The organism is Streptomyces sp. NPDC006332 (assembly GCF_040612855.1).
In the GTDB taxonomy this organism is placed as follows: Bacteria; Actinomycetota; Actinomycetes; order Streptomycetales; family Streptomycetaceae; genus Streptomyces.
In genome coordinates, this window is sequence record NZ_JBEXRA010000046.1 from 1 (window position 1) to 14456 (window position 14456).

Consider the following 14456-nt stretch of genomic DNA (forward strand, 5'->3'; position numbering starts at 1 on the left):
ACTGAATTCCACACGCGCAGGAATCCGAACCAGATCGTTGCGCACGGAAAAGGGTTGCGGCCCGCCCAGTACCCCGCACGGAAGGCCCACCGACCCGAGCCGCCCCCGCAGCTGTCGGCCCCAGCCGCCGCTGGCCCCACAGTCGGACCTTCCACCACCGCCCACACCCGTACGACGAAAGGCGCGCCAGGATGAGCGCCCACCACTCAGCAGCCACCGGCACCGACCACGCCAATGTCCGGATCAGCCACGGACGCGCCTGGATCGATCAGGACGCCGGCGTCCGCATCGGCTACACCCTCGCCGAACCGTCCCCGTTGCCCGAGGGCGCGGCGCCGAAGACCGTGGTGCTCGTCCACGGCGCCCCGCAGACCCGGCACGCCTGGCGCAAGGTCCTCACCCCGCTGGCGCAGGCCGGCTACCGCGTCGTCGCCCCCGACTACCGCGGCGCCGGCGCCTCGACCAAACCCCGCGACGGCTACGACAAGTGGACCATGGCCGCCGACCTTCACACCCTCATTCACGACCTCGGCATCCCGGGGCCAGTCTCCGTGGTCGGCCACGACCTCGGTTCGATGCTGGCGTTCGGCTACGCCCTGCGCTATCGCGACGACGTCGTCAGCCTCACCACCATGGAAGCCCCGCTGCCCGGCACGGACTACTACGAGCAGCGCAAGGTCGCCAAGAGCGCCTGGCACTTCGACTTCCACGCCAACCCCGACATCGCCGTCCACCTCACCCACGGCCGGGAACGCTGGTACATCACGCGGTTCTTCGACGACCTGACCTACCAGCCCGACGCCATCACCGACGCCGATGTGGACGTCTACGCCCGCGCCTTTGAGGCCCCCGGCGCGATGCGCGCCCTGTGCGAGATCTACCGGGAACTCGACCACGACGCCCAGATCCACCGCGACGCCATCGCCTCCGACGGCAAGCTCACCCTCCCCGTGCTCGCCTCCGGCGGCGCCACCCAATCACTGGCCGCCAACTACCGGGCCATGTGCGAGGAGATCGCCGACCAGGTCACCGGCCACCTCGTCGAGGACGCCGGCCACTGGGTGCCCGAGGAGAACCCGGAGGGGTTCCTGCGCATGTTCCTCGACTTCGACACCCGCGCACGCACCGCCTGAACACCGCGTCGCAGAAAGTCCGCAGAAGGTTCGCAGAAGGAGAGAGCCACCATGGCTGACAGCCACGACAACCACCTCCAGGCCCGCGTCAGCGTCATCACCGGCGCCTCCTCCGGCATCGGTGCGGCCACCGCCCGCGCCTTGGCCGCGCGTGGTGCCCGCGTCGTCCTCGCCGCCCGCAACGCCGACAAGCTCAACACCCTGGTCACCGAGATCCGCGAGGCCGGCGGCACCGCGACCGCCCGCGTCACCGACGTCACCAGCCGGGACGACGTCGAGGGCCTGATGGACTTCGCCGCCGGCGAGTACGGCCCCGTCGACCACCTGGTCAACAACGCGGGCCTGATGCTCTTCTCCAAGTGGTCCGACCGTGCCGTCGACGACTGGGACAAGATGATCGACACCAACCTCCGCGGCTATCTGCACGCCATCAGTGCCGTCCTGCCCGGCATGGTCGCCCGCCGGTCGGGCCACATCCTCAACCTCAGCTCGGTGGCCGGCATCCGCGTCGGGGACGCCAGCGGCGTGTACAGCGCCACCAAGTTCTTCATCCGCGGCATCACCGACAGCCTCCGCCAGGAAGTCGGCATCGCCCACGGCATTCAGGTCTCCATGATCAGCCCCGGGGTCATCGACACCGGCTGGGCCGACAAGGTCCCCAGCGCAGAGGGCAAACAGGCCGCCAAGGACCTCAACAAGGGTGCCATCCACCCCGACCGCGTGGCCGACGCCGTCGTCCACGCCCTCGACCAACCTGCCGACGTCACCGTCAACGACATCGTCATCCACCCCACCCGCCAGGCCTGGTAGTCCGACCCCCAGGACCGCAGCGACCCCACACTCCCCCACGGTGGTCGGTCACCGGCAGCACCGGACGCCCACCAGCACACGGAAAAGGAGCACCCCTCATGAGCAGCACCGCATCCCACCGCCCGCTCGCCCTGGTGACCGGGGCCTCCGCGGGCATCGGCTACGAACTCGCGAAGCTGTTCGCCATCAACGGCTTCGACCTGATCGCCACCGGCCGCAGCGAGAACACCGACCAGGCAGCAGCCGACCTCGCACGGCACGGCGTCCACGTCACACCCGTGCGCGCCGACCTCGCCGAGAGCGAGGGCATCGAGACGGTGTGGCGGGCGGTGCGGGAGACCGGCCGACCGCTCGACGCCGCAGTCCTCAACGCCGGCCGCAGCATCGGCGGCGCCTTCCTCGACACCGACCTCGACGACGAACTCTCCCTGATCCAGCTGAACGTGGCCTCCGTCGTCCACCTGGCCAAGCACGTCGCCCGGCACATGGCCGACAACGGCCGAGGCCGCATCCTGATCACCTCGTCACTGTCCGCGACCCTGCCCACCCCCTACGAGACCGTGTACGGACCTTCCCGCGCCTTCACCCGCATGTTCGCCCTCGGATTGCGCGAGGAACTCAAGGAACACGGCGTCACCGTCACATGCCTCATGCCCGGAGCCACCGACAGCAACTTCCACGCCAGCGCCGGCATGAACAACACCGCCTTCGGCCCCGGCATGAAGAAGAACAGCCGCAAGGAAGTCGCCCGCCAGGGCTTCCTCGCCCTGATGAACGGACGCGCCGAAATCGTCGGCGGCGACACCACCACCAAGCGCACCGCCATCCAACACCGCTTCCTGCCCGAGACCTACAAGGCCGCCCGCCACGCCACCAAGGCCAAGCCGCGCCCTGAGCACTAGAAGGCCGATGAAGCGCGCAGCCCGGAGGATCACGAGCTGAGTGCGGCAACCTGCGGCTTCAGGGCCCGGGTCAGCTCGCGGTGGGCAGCTTCCCGGTCCGCGCCTCGTTCCCCCACTCACGCCACCGGCTAGCGGGTTCGGCCGGCGCGCTGAGGGTGAACCCGTTCATGGGAACGGACCCGCGGCGCGCGGGCAACATCCGGCGCGCCCTGCCGGCCCGGGTGGCGGCGGATGAACCATCCAGGGCCCGAACCCACAGGCCCCGGCAGCCACGTCCTCGGCGGCCGGGGTCGGAGGCTGCCCACTGCCGCGCGAGACGCGGCCGAGCTGCCGGTCCACTTGAGGGCGCCGGCGCCGAGGCGGCGTCGTGAGCGACTGCGGCCCCTGCAAGCCGGCGGTCCCGGACAGCAGTGTTTTGAGGAGTGCTTCAGCCGTCAGGCAGGATTCACCTGACGGCTGGTGGGCGGAGCACGTCACAGGGCGTCAGCGTCGGACCCTCGGCATCCCCAGCCCGATCCAGGAGATGATCTCCCGCTGGATCTCGTTGTTGCCGCCGCCGAAGGTGAAGATCACCGCGGAGCGGTAGCCGCGTTCCAGTTCGCCGTGCAGCACCGCACCCGCCGAGCCCTCCTTCAGCGCGCCCGCGGCACCGACGATCTCCATCAGCCAACCGTAGGCGTCCCGGCGGGCCTCGGAGCCGTACACCTTTACCGCGGAGGCGTCCTGCGGGGTGAGGGTGCCGTCCTCGACGGCGCTCACCATCCGCCAGTTCATGAGTTTGAGGGCGTCCAGCCGGGTGTGGGTACGGGCGAGCAGGCGACGTACCCAGGGCAGGTCGACCACGCGGCGGCCGTCGGCGAGCTTGGTCTCCATGGCCCAGCGCTGGACGTCGTGCAGGGCGCGGATGGCCATGGTGCCGTGTGCGGCGAGGGTGACGCGCTCGTGGTTGAGCTGGTTGGTGATCAGCCGCCAGCCCTGGTTCTCCTCACCGACGCGGTGGGCGGCGGGGACGCGGACGTTCTCGTAGTAGCTGGCCGTGGTGTCGTGCGAGGCCAGGGTGTTGATGACGGTGCAGGAGTAGCCGGGGTCGGTGGTCGGCATCAGGAGCATGGTGATGCCCTTGTGCGGCGGGGCGTCCGGGTCGGTACGGACCGCGAGCCACACCCAGTCGGCGGTGTCGCCGTTGGTGGTCCAGATCTTCTGGCCGTTGACGACGTAGTCGTCGCCGTCCCGCACGGCACGCGTCTTCAAGGACGCCAGATCGGTACCGGCCTCGGGCTCGCTGTAGCCGATCGCGAAGTCGATCTCCCCGGAGAGGATCTTCGGCAGGAAGTACGCCTTCTGCTCGTCCGTGCCGTACCGCATGATCGTCGGGCCGACGGTGTTCAGCGCCATCAGCGGCAGCGGGACGCCGGCCTGGGCGGCCTCGTCGAAGAAGATGAACTGCTCCATCGCCGACATGCCCCGCCCGCCGTACTCCTCGGGCCAGCCCACCCCGAGCCAGCCGTCCGTGCCGAGGCGGCGGATCGTGTCCCGGTAGAAGCGCTTCTGGGCGGCACGGTCGGTGAAGCGGGCGTGCGCGTTGTCGGGCACCAACTCGGCGAAGTAGGCACGGAGTTCGATGCGCAGCCGCTGCTGCTCGGGCGTGTGATCGAGGTGCACGGCGCCTCCAGGCTCCCAGGCCGGTCCTGACGGCGCACACCGTAGAACGTGTTGCAGAAATTGGGAATGGGCGTGCGGAGCGGGGCACGCGACGCTCATCCGCCCGGCACTGTGCCCGCCGACCGTTCGGCGGGCACAGGGTCACAGTCCGTGCCGGGCTGGGCGCTCCGGCCCCTCAGACGAGCGTGGCCATGAAGTCCGAGCACGCCTGGGCGCACTCCCGGCACGCCTTCGCGCTGTCCTCGGCTCCCGGGTACCGGTCGAAGGCGTGCGCCGTCTCCAGGCACACCGACCGGCACCACTCCAGTTGCGCGCGTATGCCGTCTTCGTCGAGCCGGTTCTGCTCGGACAGCACACGGCAGGTCGCGTCGCAGACCTCCGCGCACATGATGCCCTTGCGTCGTACGAGTTCCTGTTCCTCGGTCGCGTCCGGATCCACGAGGCTGGCACGCAAGGCACACGCCCGTGCGCACTCGGTGCACGCCTGGGCGCAGGTGAACCTGTCCTCCAGGAACCGGAAGAGCTCCTGCTGGGATGTTGTCGTCGTCACACCGGGCGGGTAGCCGTCGCCCACCGCGTCAAACCCGGTGTTCCCAAGGGCTCGGTCGGCCTCAGGGCCAGCCCGCCCTCCGGCGGACGGCCGGGACCTGCGGGTTCGCCGTCGGTGCCAGGGGTACTCGCGTGCCATGAATACCTCATGGATGGACATCGCCGCAGGCCGGGGCGCTCTGGCCGGCGGTCTGATCGTGGCGGGCGTGGTGGTTGTGGCGGTCCTGATCGGCGCCTTCTGGCTGGGCGTACGGGTCAAGAGGCGCGAGCCGCCACGGCCGACGCCGGCGGAGCAGCCGCGGCCCCCGGAGGGCGGTGCGGTCCGCGAGGTCAGGGAGAACCGGGAGCCGAACGAGGTGCCGCAGAGCGATCAGCGGCTGACCCCGCACCAGATGCCCGGGCACGGCAACGCCGGCACCCGCAGCGGCACGTCCGAGGGACGGCCGCGCTGGGACGAGGGCAGCAGCGGTTCCTTCGGCAGCGGGGGCGCGGGCGGGCGCTGAATCGGCCGCATTCGCGGTTGCGGATGCCAGTTGCCAGTTGCCAGTTGCGGAAACGGTCGCAGGGCCGGGGTGCCGGGACCTCCATCGCCCGGCACCCCGGCCCTGCGCACAGCCACCCTGCGTCGGCCCGGGTCAGGCGCCGACGTAGGCCGCGAGGTGTTCGCCGGTGAGGGTGGAGCGGGCGGCGACCAGGTCGGCGGGGGTGCCCTCGAAGACGATCTTGCCGCCGTCGTGTCCGGCGCCGGGGCCCAGGTCGATGATCCAGTCGGCGTGTGCCATGACCGCCTGGTGGTGCTCGACGACGATGACCGACTTGCCGGAGTCGACGAGCCGGTCGAGCAGGCCGAGCAGTTGCTCGACGTCGGCGAGGTGAAGGCCGGTGGTGGGCTCGTCGAGGACCAGGACGCCGCCCTTCTCGGCCATGTGGGTGGCCAGCTTGAGCCGCTGTCGCTCACCGCCGGACAGGGTGGTGAGCGGCTGGCCGAGGCTGAGGTAGCCGAGACCGACATCGGCGAGCCGCCCGAGTACGCGGTGCGCGGCGGGGGTGTGCGCCTCGCCCGCGCCGAAGAACTCCTCGGCCTCGCTCACCGACATCGCGAGGACCTCGCTGATGTCGCGGCCGCCGAGGCGGTACTCCAGCACCGAGGCCTGGAACCGCTTGCCCTCGCACTCCTCGCAGGGGGTGGCCACGCCGGCCATCATCGCCAGGTCGGTGTAGATGACGCCGGCGCCGTTGCAGGTGGGGCAGGCGCCCTCGGAGTTGGCGCTGAACAGCGCCGGCTTCACCCCGTTGGCTTTCGCGAATGCCTTACGGACCGGTTCGAGCAGGCCGGTGTACGTCGCCGGGTTGCTGCGCCGCGAGCCGCGGATCGGGCTCTGGTCGATCGACACCACACCCTCGTCGGCGGGAATCGACCCGTGCACGAGCGAGCTCTTGCCGGAGCCGGCGACACCGGTGACCACGCAGAGCACTCCGAGTGGGATGTCGACGTCGACACCCCGCAGGTTGTGCGTCGTCGCGTCGCGGATCTCCAGTGTTCCGGCGGGCTTGCGGACGGTGTCCTTGAGGGCGGCCCGGTCGTCGAAATGGCGGCCCGTGATGGTGCCACCGACCCGGAGCTCCTCGACGGTGCCCTCGAAGCAGACGGTGCCGCCCGCCGTGCCGGCGCCGGGGCCGAGGTCGACGACGTGGTCGGCGATCGCGATCGTCTCCGGCTTGTGCTCCACGACGAGCACGGTGTTGCCCTTGTCCCGCAGCCGCAGCAGCAGGTCGTTCATCCGCTGGATGTCATGCGGGTGCAGACCGATGGTGGGTTCGTCGAAGACGTAGGTGATGTCGGTGAGCGAGGAGCCGAGGTGGCGGATCATCTTGACGCGCTGCGCCTCACCGCCCGACAGCGTGCCCGACGGCCGGTCGAGCGAGAGGTAACCGAGTCCGATCTCCACGAACGACTCGAGGGTGCCGCGCAGCGCGGCGAGCAGCGGCGCCACCGACGGCTCGTCGAGACCGCGGACCCATTCCGCCAGGTCCCTGATCTCCATCGCGCACGCGTCGGCGATGCTGATCGTCTTGATCTTCGACGACCGGGCCCCCTCACTGAGCCGGGTGCCCTCGCACTCGGGGCAGGTGGTGAAGGTGACCGCCCGCTCCACGAACGCCCGGATGTGCGGCTGCAACGCCTCCTTGTCCTTGGACAGGAACGATTTCTGGATCTTGGGGATCAGTCCTTCGTAGGTGAGGTTGACGCCGTTGACCTTGACCTTGACGGGCTCCCCGTAGAGGAAGGCCTGCATCTCCTTCTTGGTGTAGTTGCGGATCGGCTTCTTCGGGTCGACGAAGCCGGACTGGGCGTAGACCTGCACGGTCCACTGGCTGTCCGACTTCCAGCCGGGGATGGTGAAGGCGCCCTCCTCGAGCGACTTGGAGTCGTCGTAGAGCTGGGTGAGGTCGATGTCGGAGACCGATCCGCGGCCCTCGCAGCGGGTGCACATGCCGCCGGTGCGGTTGAAGGTCGCCTTCACGGTCCTGGTCTTGGCGGCGCCGCGTTCGACGGTGATCCCACCGCTCGCCCGGACCGAGGCGGTGTTGAAGGAGTACGCGCTGGGCGGGCCGATGTGCGGCTCGCCGAGCCGGCTGAAGAGGATGCGCAGCATCGCGTTGGCGTCGGTGGCGGTGCCGACCGTGGAGCGTGGGTCGGCGCCCATCCGCTGCTGGTCGACGCTGATCACGGTGGTCAGCCCGTCGAGGACGTCGACCTCGGGCCGCGCCAGCGTCGGCATGAAGCCCTGCACGAAGGCGCTGTAGGTCTCGTTGATCAGCCGTTGCGACTCCGCGGCGATCGTGTCGAACACCAGCGAGCTCTTCCCGGAGCCGGAGACCCCGGTGAACACCGTCAGCCGGCGCTTGGGGATCTCGATGCTGACGTCCTTGAGGTTGTTCTCGCGCGCGCCGTGCACACGGATCAGGTCGTGGCTGTCGGCGACGTGCGGCGCGGGCGAGGGCGAGTCCGTTCTGGTGGCCATGCTCATCGTGTCTCCGGTTCTCCTTCGTCCTGCGCGGTCGCGGCAACGGTCTGTCGGCCACCTGATCCAGGGGCGGCCAAGGGCGCGCTCAGCGCTTCCCCCGGGTTCGAATCAGGCGGGCCGGCGGGATCACGGAAGCGCTGTCGCGCACCCCGTACGACTGTGGACACGGGACGACGGACGTGCCGGCTCGGTCGGCGGAAGCGACCGTGATCCACTGCGTCCCGTCGTGTCCGACGTCTGAGATCCATGGCCGCCACGCTAGCCGCGGCCGGGGGACGCCGCTTCTCAATTCCTGATCGGTCTGCTCACCGATTCCACACACCGGACGGGCCCCGCGGGACGGCGCCCCAGTCCCGGCTCCAAGCGCCCGGGCGCCCGCGTCGAAGACCACCGCGCCCACCCGCCCCTGATCCTCAGGAGTGAGACGGCCACGTCCGTCAACGGGGCGGCGAAGTGACACGGCTCGACGGCAGCGCCAGGCCCAGTTCGCGCAGGATGCGGGTCAGGTCGGCCGGGGCGGCCGCGAGGCGGACCAGGGTGCCCGCGTCATCGAGTTCGGCGATGTGCCAGCTTCGGGGAACGGTGTCGCCGTCGCTGCCCCGGGGGCGCCGCAGGTCCCTGAGGGTGAGCCGATCCATCGGGATCGGTTTCGCCGCGAACCGGTCCGGACCCGGGTGGGGCGTCACCGCGGGGGGACCGCCGCCGCCGAGGACGATGTGGGTGCCGAAGCCGTACGGGTTGTAATCGGTGTGCTCCAGGAATCGGGCGGCCAGGAACACCTCCTCCTGACGCGTCTCGTCCGACTCCTCGGACGTGCCCGAGTCCACGGGCCTGCGGACTCCGGTGGCGCGCCAGGCCCAGACGAACAGGCCCGAGCTGGCTAGCGTCCCCGCGGCCGCCCAGGAGACCGCGGTGCGAGAGGTGAACAGGGTCGTGGGATGGAGGTAGCACAGCGGCAGCAGCCACAGCGCCGTACCGACGAGCGCGCCCGCGAACGGAAGCGCCGAGGGGAGGATCTCGTCGTCGGGCAGCCGGCGCCCCCGCAGGCGCAGCATCGCCTGGGCCTCGGGGTAGCCCGCGGCGAGGGCGAACCCGGCCGCGAGCACCGCCAGGTCCCCGGCGCCGGTGATGTGCTCGCGCCACACATGGCGGGCGCCGGCGACCTCCCTGACCTGGCCGCGCCAGAGGGCGAGTTGCACCTTGTCGCCGGGCTGGAACTCCTGTGCGGCCTCCCGCGAGACCCCGAGCCGCCGCAGCGGCCGACTGTCGGAGAAGTACAGCCAGCTGCTCTTCTTGGGCGCTCTGGCCTCGGTACGAGCGATCACGGCCGACTGGGTGCTCAGGCACTCCCCGCGCTCGGCGGCGGGCGTCTCGGCGGTGCACGGGGCCGCCGACCTCCACTCCCGCTCCTGGGACGCGGTGTACGGCACGAACCACGCGGTCACGGCGGCGGCCGCCAGCAGCAGCACGCACAGGCCCAGCGACCCGGCCCAGCCACGTCCGGCGGTGCGGGCCGAGATGACGGGGACATGGTTCGACTCCGGGGCCCCGTACCGGCTGTGGAGTGCGCGCAGCGCGGCCAGTGTCCTGTCGAAGTCCGGGTCGTCGGGGGACCAGCTGTGCGGCAGGGGCAGGAGCTGTTCACGTCCGTCGCGCAGCAGCAGGCTGACGCGTCGGGTCTCCTGGACCCGGGGGGTGGTCGCGTACTTCAGGCGCACGCGCAGGTCGGCGATGTCGGACCAGGGCAGGCTGCGGCGGCGCAGCACCGTCCGTATGCGCACGCCGTACGCGTCGGCGTCCACCCGCACGGTGACCGCGTGCAGGGACACCGTCCCCACCAGGGCGATCAGGGTGCCGAGGAATGTCCACGGGTCCGGGAGTCCGCCCCGGTACGCGAGGCGCGCGACGGCCAGGGCCGCCCCCACCGCCCCGAGCCCGACGAGGAACCATAATGTGCGCTTCCGGTGGGCATGACACCTGACTTCCCCCGCATCTGTCATGCCCGGGATTTTGTCATCGGCGGGTCGGCCGTGACATGTGCGGAATCCGGCAGCCTGCGGACCGGCGACGCTGCCGGGGACGTCCGCGCTGCGGTCGGCGAACCCGGGGAGCGGCCCCTCGTGACGGGTGAACGTACGCTGATCCACGTGCGACCAGGAAGAGGACATGACCAACTCGCCCATCGACGAGCCGGAGGTCACGACATGAGCGACAGTGGCGTCAGTGACATACGGATCTCGCGACGCGCCCGGGCCGTCGCCCCGTTCTACGCCATGGAGTTCGGCAAACAGGCCGCGCTGCTGGAGGCCCAGGGGCACCAGGTCGTCAAACTCAGCCTCGGCGAACCGGACTTCGGCGCGCCCCCCGCCGTACTGGACGCGATGCGCGAAGCCATGGACGGACGGCCGCTGCCCTACACCGCGGCCCTCGGGACGCCCGCCCTTCGGCAGGCCGTCGCACGGTTCTACGGGGATCAGCACGGCGTCGACGTCGACCCCGCCCGGGTCGTGGTGACCGCCGGCGCCTCGGCCGCGCTGGTACTGGCCACCGCTGCCCTCGTCGACACCGGCGACGAGGTACTCATCGCGGACCCGTCGTACCCCTGCAACCGGCAGATCGTCGAAAGCTTCGGCGCCGATGTCACGCTCGTTCCCACCACCGCCGCCACCCGCTTCCAACTGGACGCCGCGTCGGTGCGGTCGAGTTGGACGGACCGGACCCGCGGCGTCATGATCGCCACCCCGTCGAACCCGACGGGGACCTCGGTCCCGGCCGACGAACTGGCGGCGATCTGCGCGTTCGCCCGCGAACGCGGCGCGTGGCGGATCGTCGACGAGATCTATCTCGACCTCAGCGACCACGGCACTCGGGGCGGGCTGCCGCGCAGCGCGCTGTCGTCGGACCCCGACGCCGTCGTCATCAACAGCTTCTCGAAGTACTTCGGCATGACCGGTTGGCGGCTCGGCTGGTGCGTCGTCCCCGAGGCGCTCGTGCCGGCGATGGAGCGCCTGGCCCAGAACTACTTCCTCTGCGCGTCCGCTCCCGCCCAGCAGGCCGCTCTGGCCTGCTTCACCCCCGAGTCGCTCGCGGTCTGCGAGGCCCGCCGCGTCGAGTTCGCCGAGCGGCGGGCGCTCGTCCTCGACGGCCTGGCCCGCATCGGACTGCCCGTCCCGGTCCCCCCGGACGGTGCCTTCTACGTCTATTTCGACGTGGCCCGCACCGGGCTCACCTCTTGGGACTTCTGCGAACGAGCGCTCCAGGAGGCGCACGTCGCCCTCACCCCGGGCAGGGACTTCGGCGTGCACACCGCCGAGACTCACGTCCGCCTCTCCTACGCGGCGTCGGCGGGCCAGCTCCGCGAGGGGATCGCCCGGCTGGGGAAGTTCGTGGCCACGCTGCGCTGAAGCACGGACCGACCGCGTCACCCGCGATCACCCCTCGACGGGCCGTGACCGCGGGTGAGGTGTGCGGTCGACGGCGTCAGCCGGTTTCCTTGGCCTGTTCCACGGTGGCGGCGGGCTGCCCGGCGCCGCTCTGCGCACGGGGATCGTCCTCCTCCAGTACGACGGCGATCTCGCCGCCGAGGACCTTCTTGGCCCGCACGGTGTCCAGCGCGCCCTCCCAGCGGGAGACGGCGAAGACGGCGACACAGTTGCCGAGGAGGTTGGTGGCCACGCGCATCGAGTCCATGATGCGGTCCACGCCGAGCAGCAGGGCGACGGCTCCGGCCGGGATGACACCGAGGGCGGAGGCGGTGGCCGAGAGCGCGAGGAAGGCCGAACCGGGCACGCCCGCCATTCCCTTACTGGTCAGCATGAGCATCAGCACCACGGTGATCTGCTGGCCGAGAGTGAGATCGACCCCGACCGCCTGCGCGATGAAGAGTGTGGCGACGGAGAGGTAGATCGACGCGCCGTCGAGGTTGAAGGAGTAGCCGGTGGGCAGCACGAGGCCCACGGCGTCGTCGCGGCAGCCGGCCTTGCGCAGTTTCTGCATCATGCGCGGCATGACCGTCTCGCTGGAGGCGGTGCCGAGCGCGAGCAGCATCTCCTCGCGGGTGTAGCGGACGAACCTCCACAGGCTCAGCCCGGTCGTCAACTTCAGTGCGACGGCGAGCAGGAGCAGGAAGACGAGTGCGACCGCGTAGCAGACCCCGATCAACTTGCCGTACGTCGACATCACTCCGAGGCCGTACTCCCCCACCAGATGGGCGGTGGCGCCGAAGACGGCGAGCGGGGCCAGTCGCATGACGAAGCCGACGATCGCGAACACGATGTCCTGGACCTGCTCGACGGCCGGCAGGATCGCGGGGACCCTCGTGAGGCCGAGGTGCAGCAGCGCCGCGCCCATCAGGCAGGCCAGGACGAGGACTTGGAGCAGGGAGTTCTCCGCGAACGCGCCGACCGCGCTCTCGGGCAGTGCGTGGAGGACGAACTCGCTCGTGGAGGGCAGCGAACCCCCGCCGGTCTGGTCGGCGACCGCCGAGGTGTCGAGCGTGGACGGATCGACGTTCATGCCGGCGCCCGGCCGGAAGAGGTTTCCGGCGAGGAGCCCGAAGACCAGCGCGAAGGTGGTCGCGACCTCGAACCAGATCAGGGCCTTCAGACCGATCCGCCCGAACGCCCTGAGGTTCCCGGCCTTCGCTATGCCGGTGACGACGACGCAGAACACCAGAGGCGCGATCACCGCCTTGATGAGCCGCACGAAGCCGTCGCCGAGCGGCTGGACCGCCGTTCCGACGTCGGGCCACAACCGGCCGACGAGAACTCCGAGTCCGAGAGCGCAGAAAACCTGCAGGAACAGTGAGGTACGCAGCATGCGCGCGACACGGCGTGGAACGGACGGTGCGGACAGAGGCACAGGGCACCCCTCCTAGCGACTTCTGGGATGCGGAATTTGTTTTCCGCGATGCGTCACTATGGACTCAGGGGCGGCGACGACTGAACCCCCAGGACGACATCGACCCAAAGCTTGGATGTTTCTCCAAAAGCGTCGGCCGCGAGGGTGTTCTTCCAGGGCGCTGTCGTTCGCACCCGGCAGTACGCTGATCACACGGGTGCCGTGCGAGGCGGCGGAGGGCCTCCACCAGGGCGGGCTCCTACGCGAACGCGGCGCCCGTAGTCGGTGCCACGGTCGGCCTCTCCTCGCGTCCCCTCCCGCAGCGTGATCGTGGCCGACCGGAGCACCTGGGAACTCGGGTGACGCAGGTGAACGCTCCCCGCGGCCCTTCGTGCGCGGGCCGTGAAAGTACAGCCCGGACCACGCGTCCAGGCGGCGTTCAACATCCGGTAACACTCATACTGACCGGTAGAAACACAGGGCACAGACTCATCTGCCGGGCTTCATCAGGAGGTACCCATGAAGATGCTCATCAACGTCCCCGAGACCGTGGTCGCCGACGCGCTGCGTGGTATGGCGGCGGCCCATCCCGAGTTGACCGTGGACATCGAGAACCGGGTGATCGTACGGCGGGACGCTCCCGTGGCCGGGAAGGTCGCACTGATCTCCGGTGGCGGATCGGGGCACGAGCCGCTGCACGGCGGGTTCGTGGGGCCCGGGATGCTCTCGGCGGCCTGCCCGGGCGAGGTGTTCACCTCCCCGGTGCCGGACCAGATGGCGCGGGCGGCGGCCGCCGTGGACAGCGGGGCCGGAGTCCTGTTCATCGTGAAGAACTACACGGGGGACGTGCTCAACTTCGACATGGCGGCGGAACTCGCCGAGGACGAGGGCATCCAGGTCGCCAAGGTGCTGGTCAATGACGACGTGGCGGTGACGGACAGTCTGTACACCGCCGGGCGGCGCGGCACGGGCGCGACGCTGTTCGTGGAGAAGATCGCCGGGGCCGCCGCGGAGGAGGGGCAGCCACTGGAGCAGGTGGCGGCGGTGGCCCGCCAGGTGAACGAGAACGCGCGTACCTTCGGTGTCGCGCTCAGCGCCTGCACCACGCCCGCCAAGGGCAGCCCCACCTTCGACCTGCCGGCCGGTGAACTGGAGCTGGGCATCGGCATCCACGGCGAGCCGGGCCGGGAGCGGCGGCCCATGATGACCTCCCGGGAGATCGCCGACTTCTCGGTCGGCGCGATCCTGGACGACATGAACCCGCGCAATCCCGTCCTCGTCCTGGTCAACGGCATGGGGGCGACGCCACTGCTCGAGCTGTACGGCTTCAACGCCGAGGTGCAGCGGGTGCTCACGGAGCGCGGCGTCGCCGTCGCCCGCACCCTCGTCGGCAACTACGTCACCTCGCTCGACATGTCCGGCGCCTCGGTCACCCTGTGTCAGGTCGATGAGGAACTGCTCAGGCTCTGGGACGCTCCGGTGAAGACTCCGGGACTGCGCTGGGGCATCTGACCGGACGGGGCAGAAGATCG

At 70.4% G+C, this 14456-nt stretch carries 11 protein-coding genes; 6 read left to right on the top strand and 5 right to left on the bottom strand.

Features of this window, described 5'->3' with window-relative positions; translation table 11 throughout:
• Positions 1–191: 191 nt before the first annotated feature.
• The 3 genes from ABZ027_RS32110 to ABZ027_RS32120 all read left to right on the top strand — a co-directional run bounded on the left by ABZ027_RS32110 (position 192) and on the right by ABZ027_RS32120 (position 2845).
• Complete coding sequence (locus tag ABZ027_RS32110; RefSeq protein WP_356774443.1) at positions 192–1133, top strand: alpha/beta hydrolase; 942 nt, start codon at positions 192–194, stop codon at positions 1131–1133.
• A gap of 51 nt (positions 1134–1184) precedes the next feature.
• Positions 1185–1943 (top strand): SDR family oxidoreductase, encoded by a 759-nt coding sequence (locus ABZ027_RS32115; protein ID WP_356774445.1) that lies wholly within the window; start codon positions 1185–1187, stop codon positions 1941–1943.
• A 98-nt stretch (positions 1944–2041) separates the two neighbouring features.
• The gene (locus ABZ027_RS32120; RefSeq protein ID WP_356774447.1) at positions 2042–2845 is read left to right on the top strand and encodes an SDR family NAD(P)-dependent oxidoreductase; all 804 of its coding nucleotides are present in this window, start codon (positions 2042–2044) and stop codon (positions 2843–2845) included.
• Positions 2846–3328: 483 nt separating this feature from the next.
• Here the strand turns inward: ABZ027_RS32120 and ABZ027_RS32125 are convergent, their stop codons facing one another.
• Together ABZ027_RS32125 and ABZ027_RS32130 are read right to left on the bottom strand one after the other, a co-directional pair.
• Positions 3329–4507: an acyl-CoA dehydrogenase family protein gene (locus ABZ027_RS32125; protein WP_356774449.1), complete on the bottom strand. Its 1179-nt coding sequence runs from the start codon at positions 4505–4507 to the stop codon at positions 3329–3331.
• A 175-nt stretch (positions 4508–4682) separates the two neighbouring features.
• The gene (locus tag ABZ027_RS32130; protein WP_356774451.1) at positions 4683–5057 is read right to left on the bottom strand and encodes a four-helix bundle copper-binding protein; all 375 of its coding nucleotides are present in this window, start codon (positions 5055–5057) and stop codon (positions 4683–4685) included.
• Between the two features lie 136 nt (positions 5058–5193).
• On the opposite strand from ABZ027_RS32130, the gene ABZ027_RS32135 reads away from it, so the two are divergent.
• On the top strand, positions 5194–5559 hold the full coding sequence (locus ABZ027_RS32135; RefSeq protein WP_356774453.1) for a DUF6479 family protein: 366 nt from the start codon (positions 5194–5196) through the stop codon (positions 5557–5559).
• 132 nt (positions 5560–5691) lie between these two features.
• On the opposite strand, the gene ABZ027_RS32140 is transcribed toward ABZ027_RS32135, so the two are convergent.
• Together ABZ027_RS32140 and ABZ027_RS32145 are read right to left on the bottom strand one after the other, a co-directional pair.
• A complete protein-coding gene (locus ABZ027_RS32140) occupies positions 5692–8088 on the bottom strand; it encodes an excinuclease ABC subunit UvrA (RefSeq protein ID WP_356774455.1) in 2397 nt (798 codons plus the stop codon).
• A gap of 434 nt (positions 8089–8522) precedes the next feature.
• Positions 8523–10085: a PH domain-containing protein gene (locus tag ABZ027_RS32145; RefSeq protein ID WP_356774567.1), complete on the bottom strand. Its 1563-nt coding sequence runs from the start codon at positions 10083–10085 to the stop codon at positions 8523–8525.
• Between the two features lie 204 nt (positions 10086–10289).
• Here ABZ027_RS32145 and ABZ027_RS32150 point away from each other — a divergent pair, with 204 nt between their 5' ends.
• On the top strand, positions 10290–11489 hold the full coding sequence (locus tag ABZ027_RS32150; RefSeq protein ID WP_356774457.1) for a pyridoxal phosphate-dependent aminotransferase: 1200 nt from the start codon (positions 10290–10292) through the stop codon (positions 11487–11489).
• Between the two features lie 76 nt (positions 11490–11565).
• Here the strand turns inward: ABZ027_RS32150 and ABZ027_RS32155 are convergent, their stop codons facing one another.
• Positions 11566–12903 (bottom strand): cation:dicarboxylase symporter family transporter, encoded by a 1338-nt coding sequence (locus tag ABZ027_RS32155; protein WP_356774459.1) that lies wholly within the window; start codon positions 12901–12903, stop codon positions 11566–11568.
• Between the two features lie 540 nt (positions 12904–13443).
• Here ABZ027_RS32155 and dhaK point away from each other — a divergent pair.
• Positions 13444–14436 carry a dihydroxyacetone kinase subunit DhaK gene (gene dhaK, locus ABZ027_RS32160; protein ID WP_356774461.1) on the top strand — a complete coding sequence of 331 codons (993 nt, stop codon included), beginning with the start codon at positions 13444–13446 and terminating at the stop codon, positions 14434–14436.
• The last annotated feature ends 20 nt before the right edge of the window (positions 14437–14456 follow it).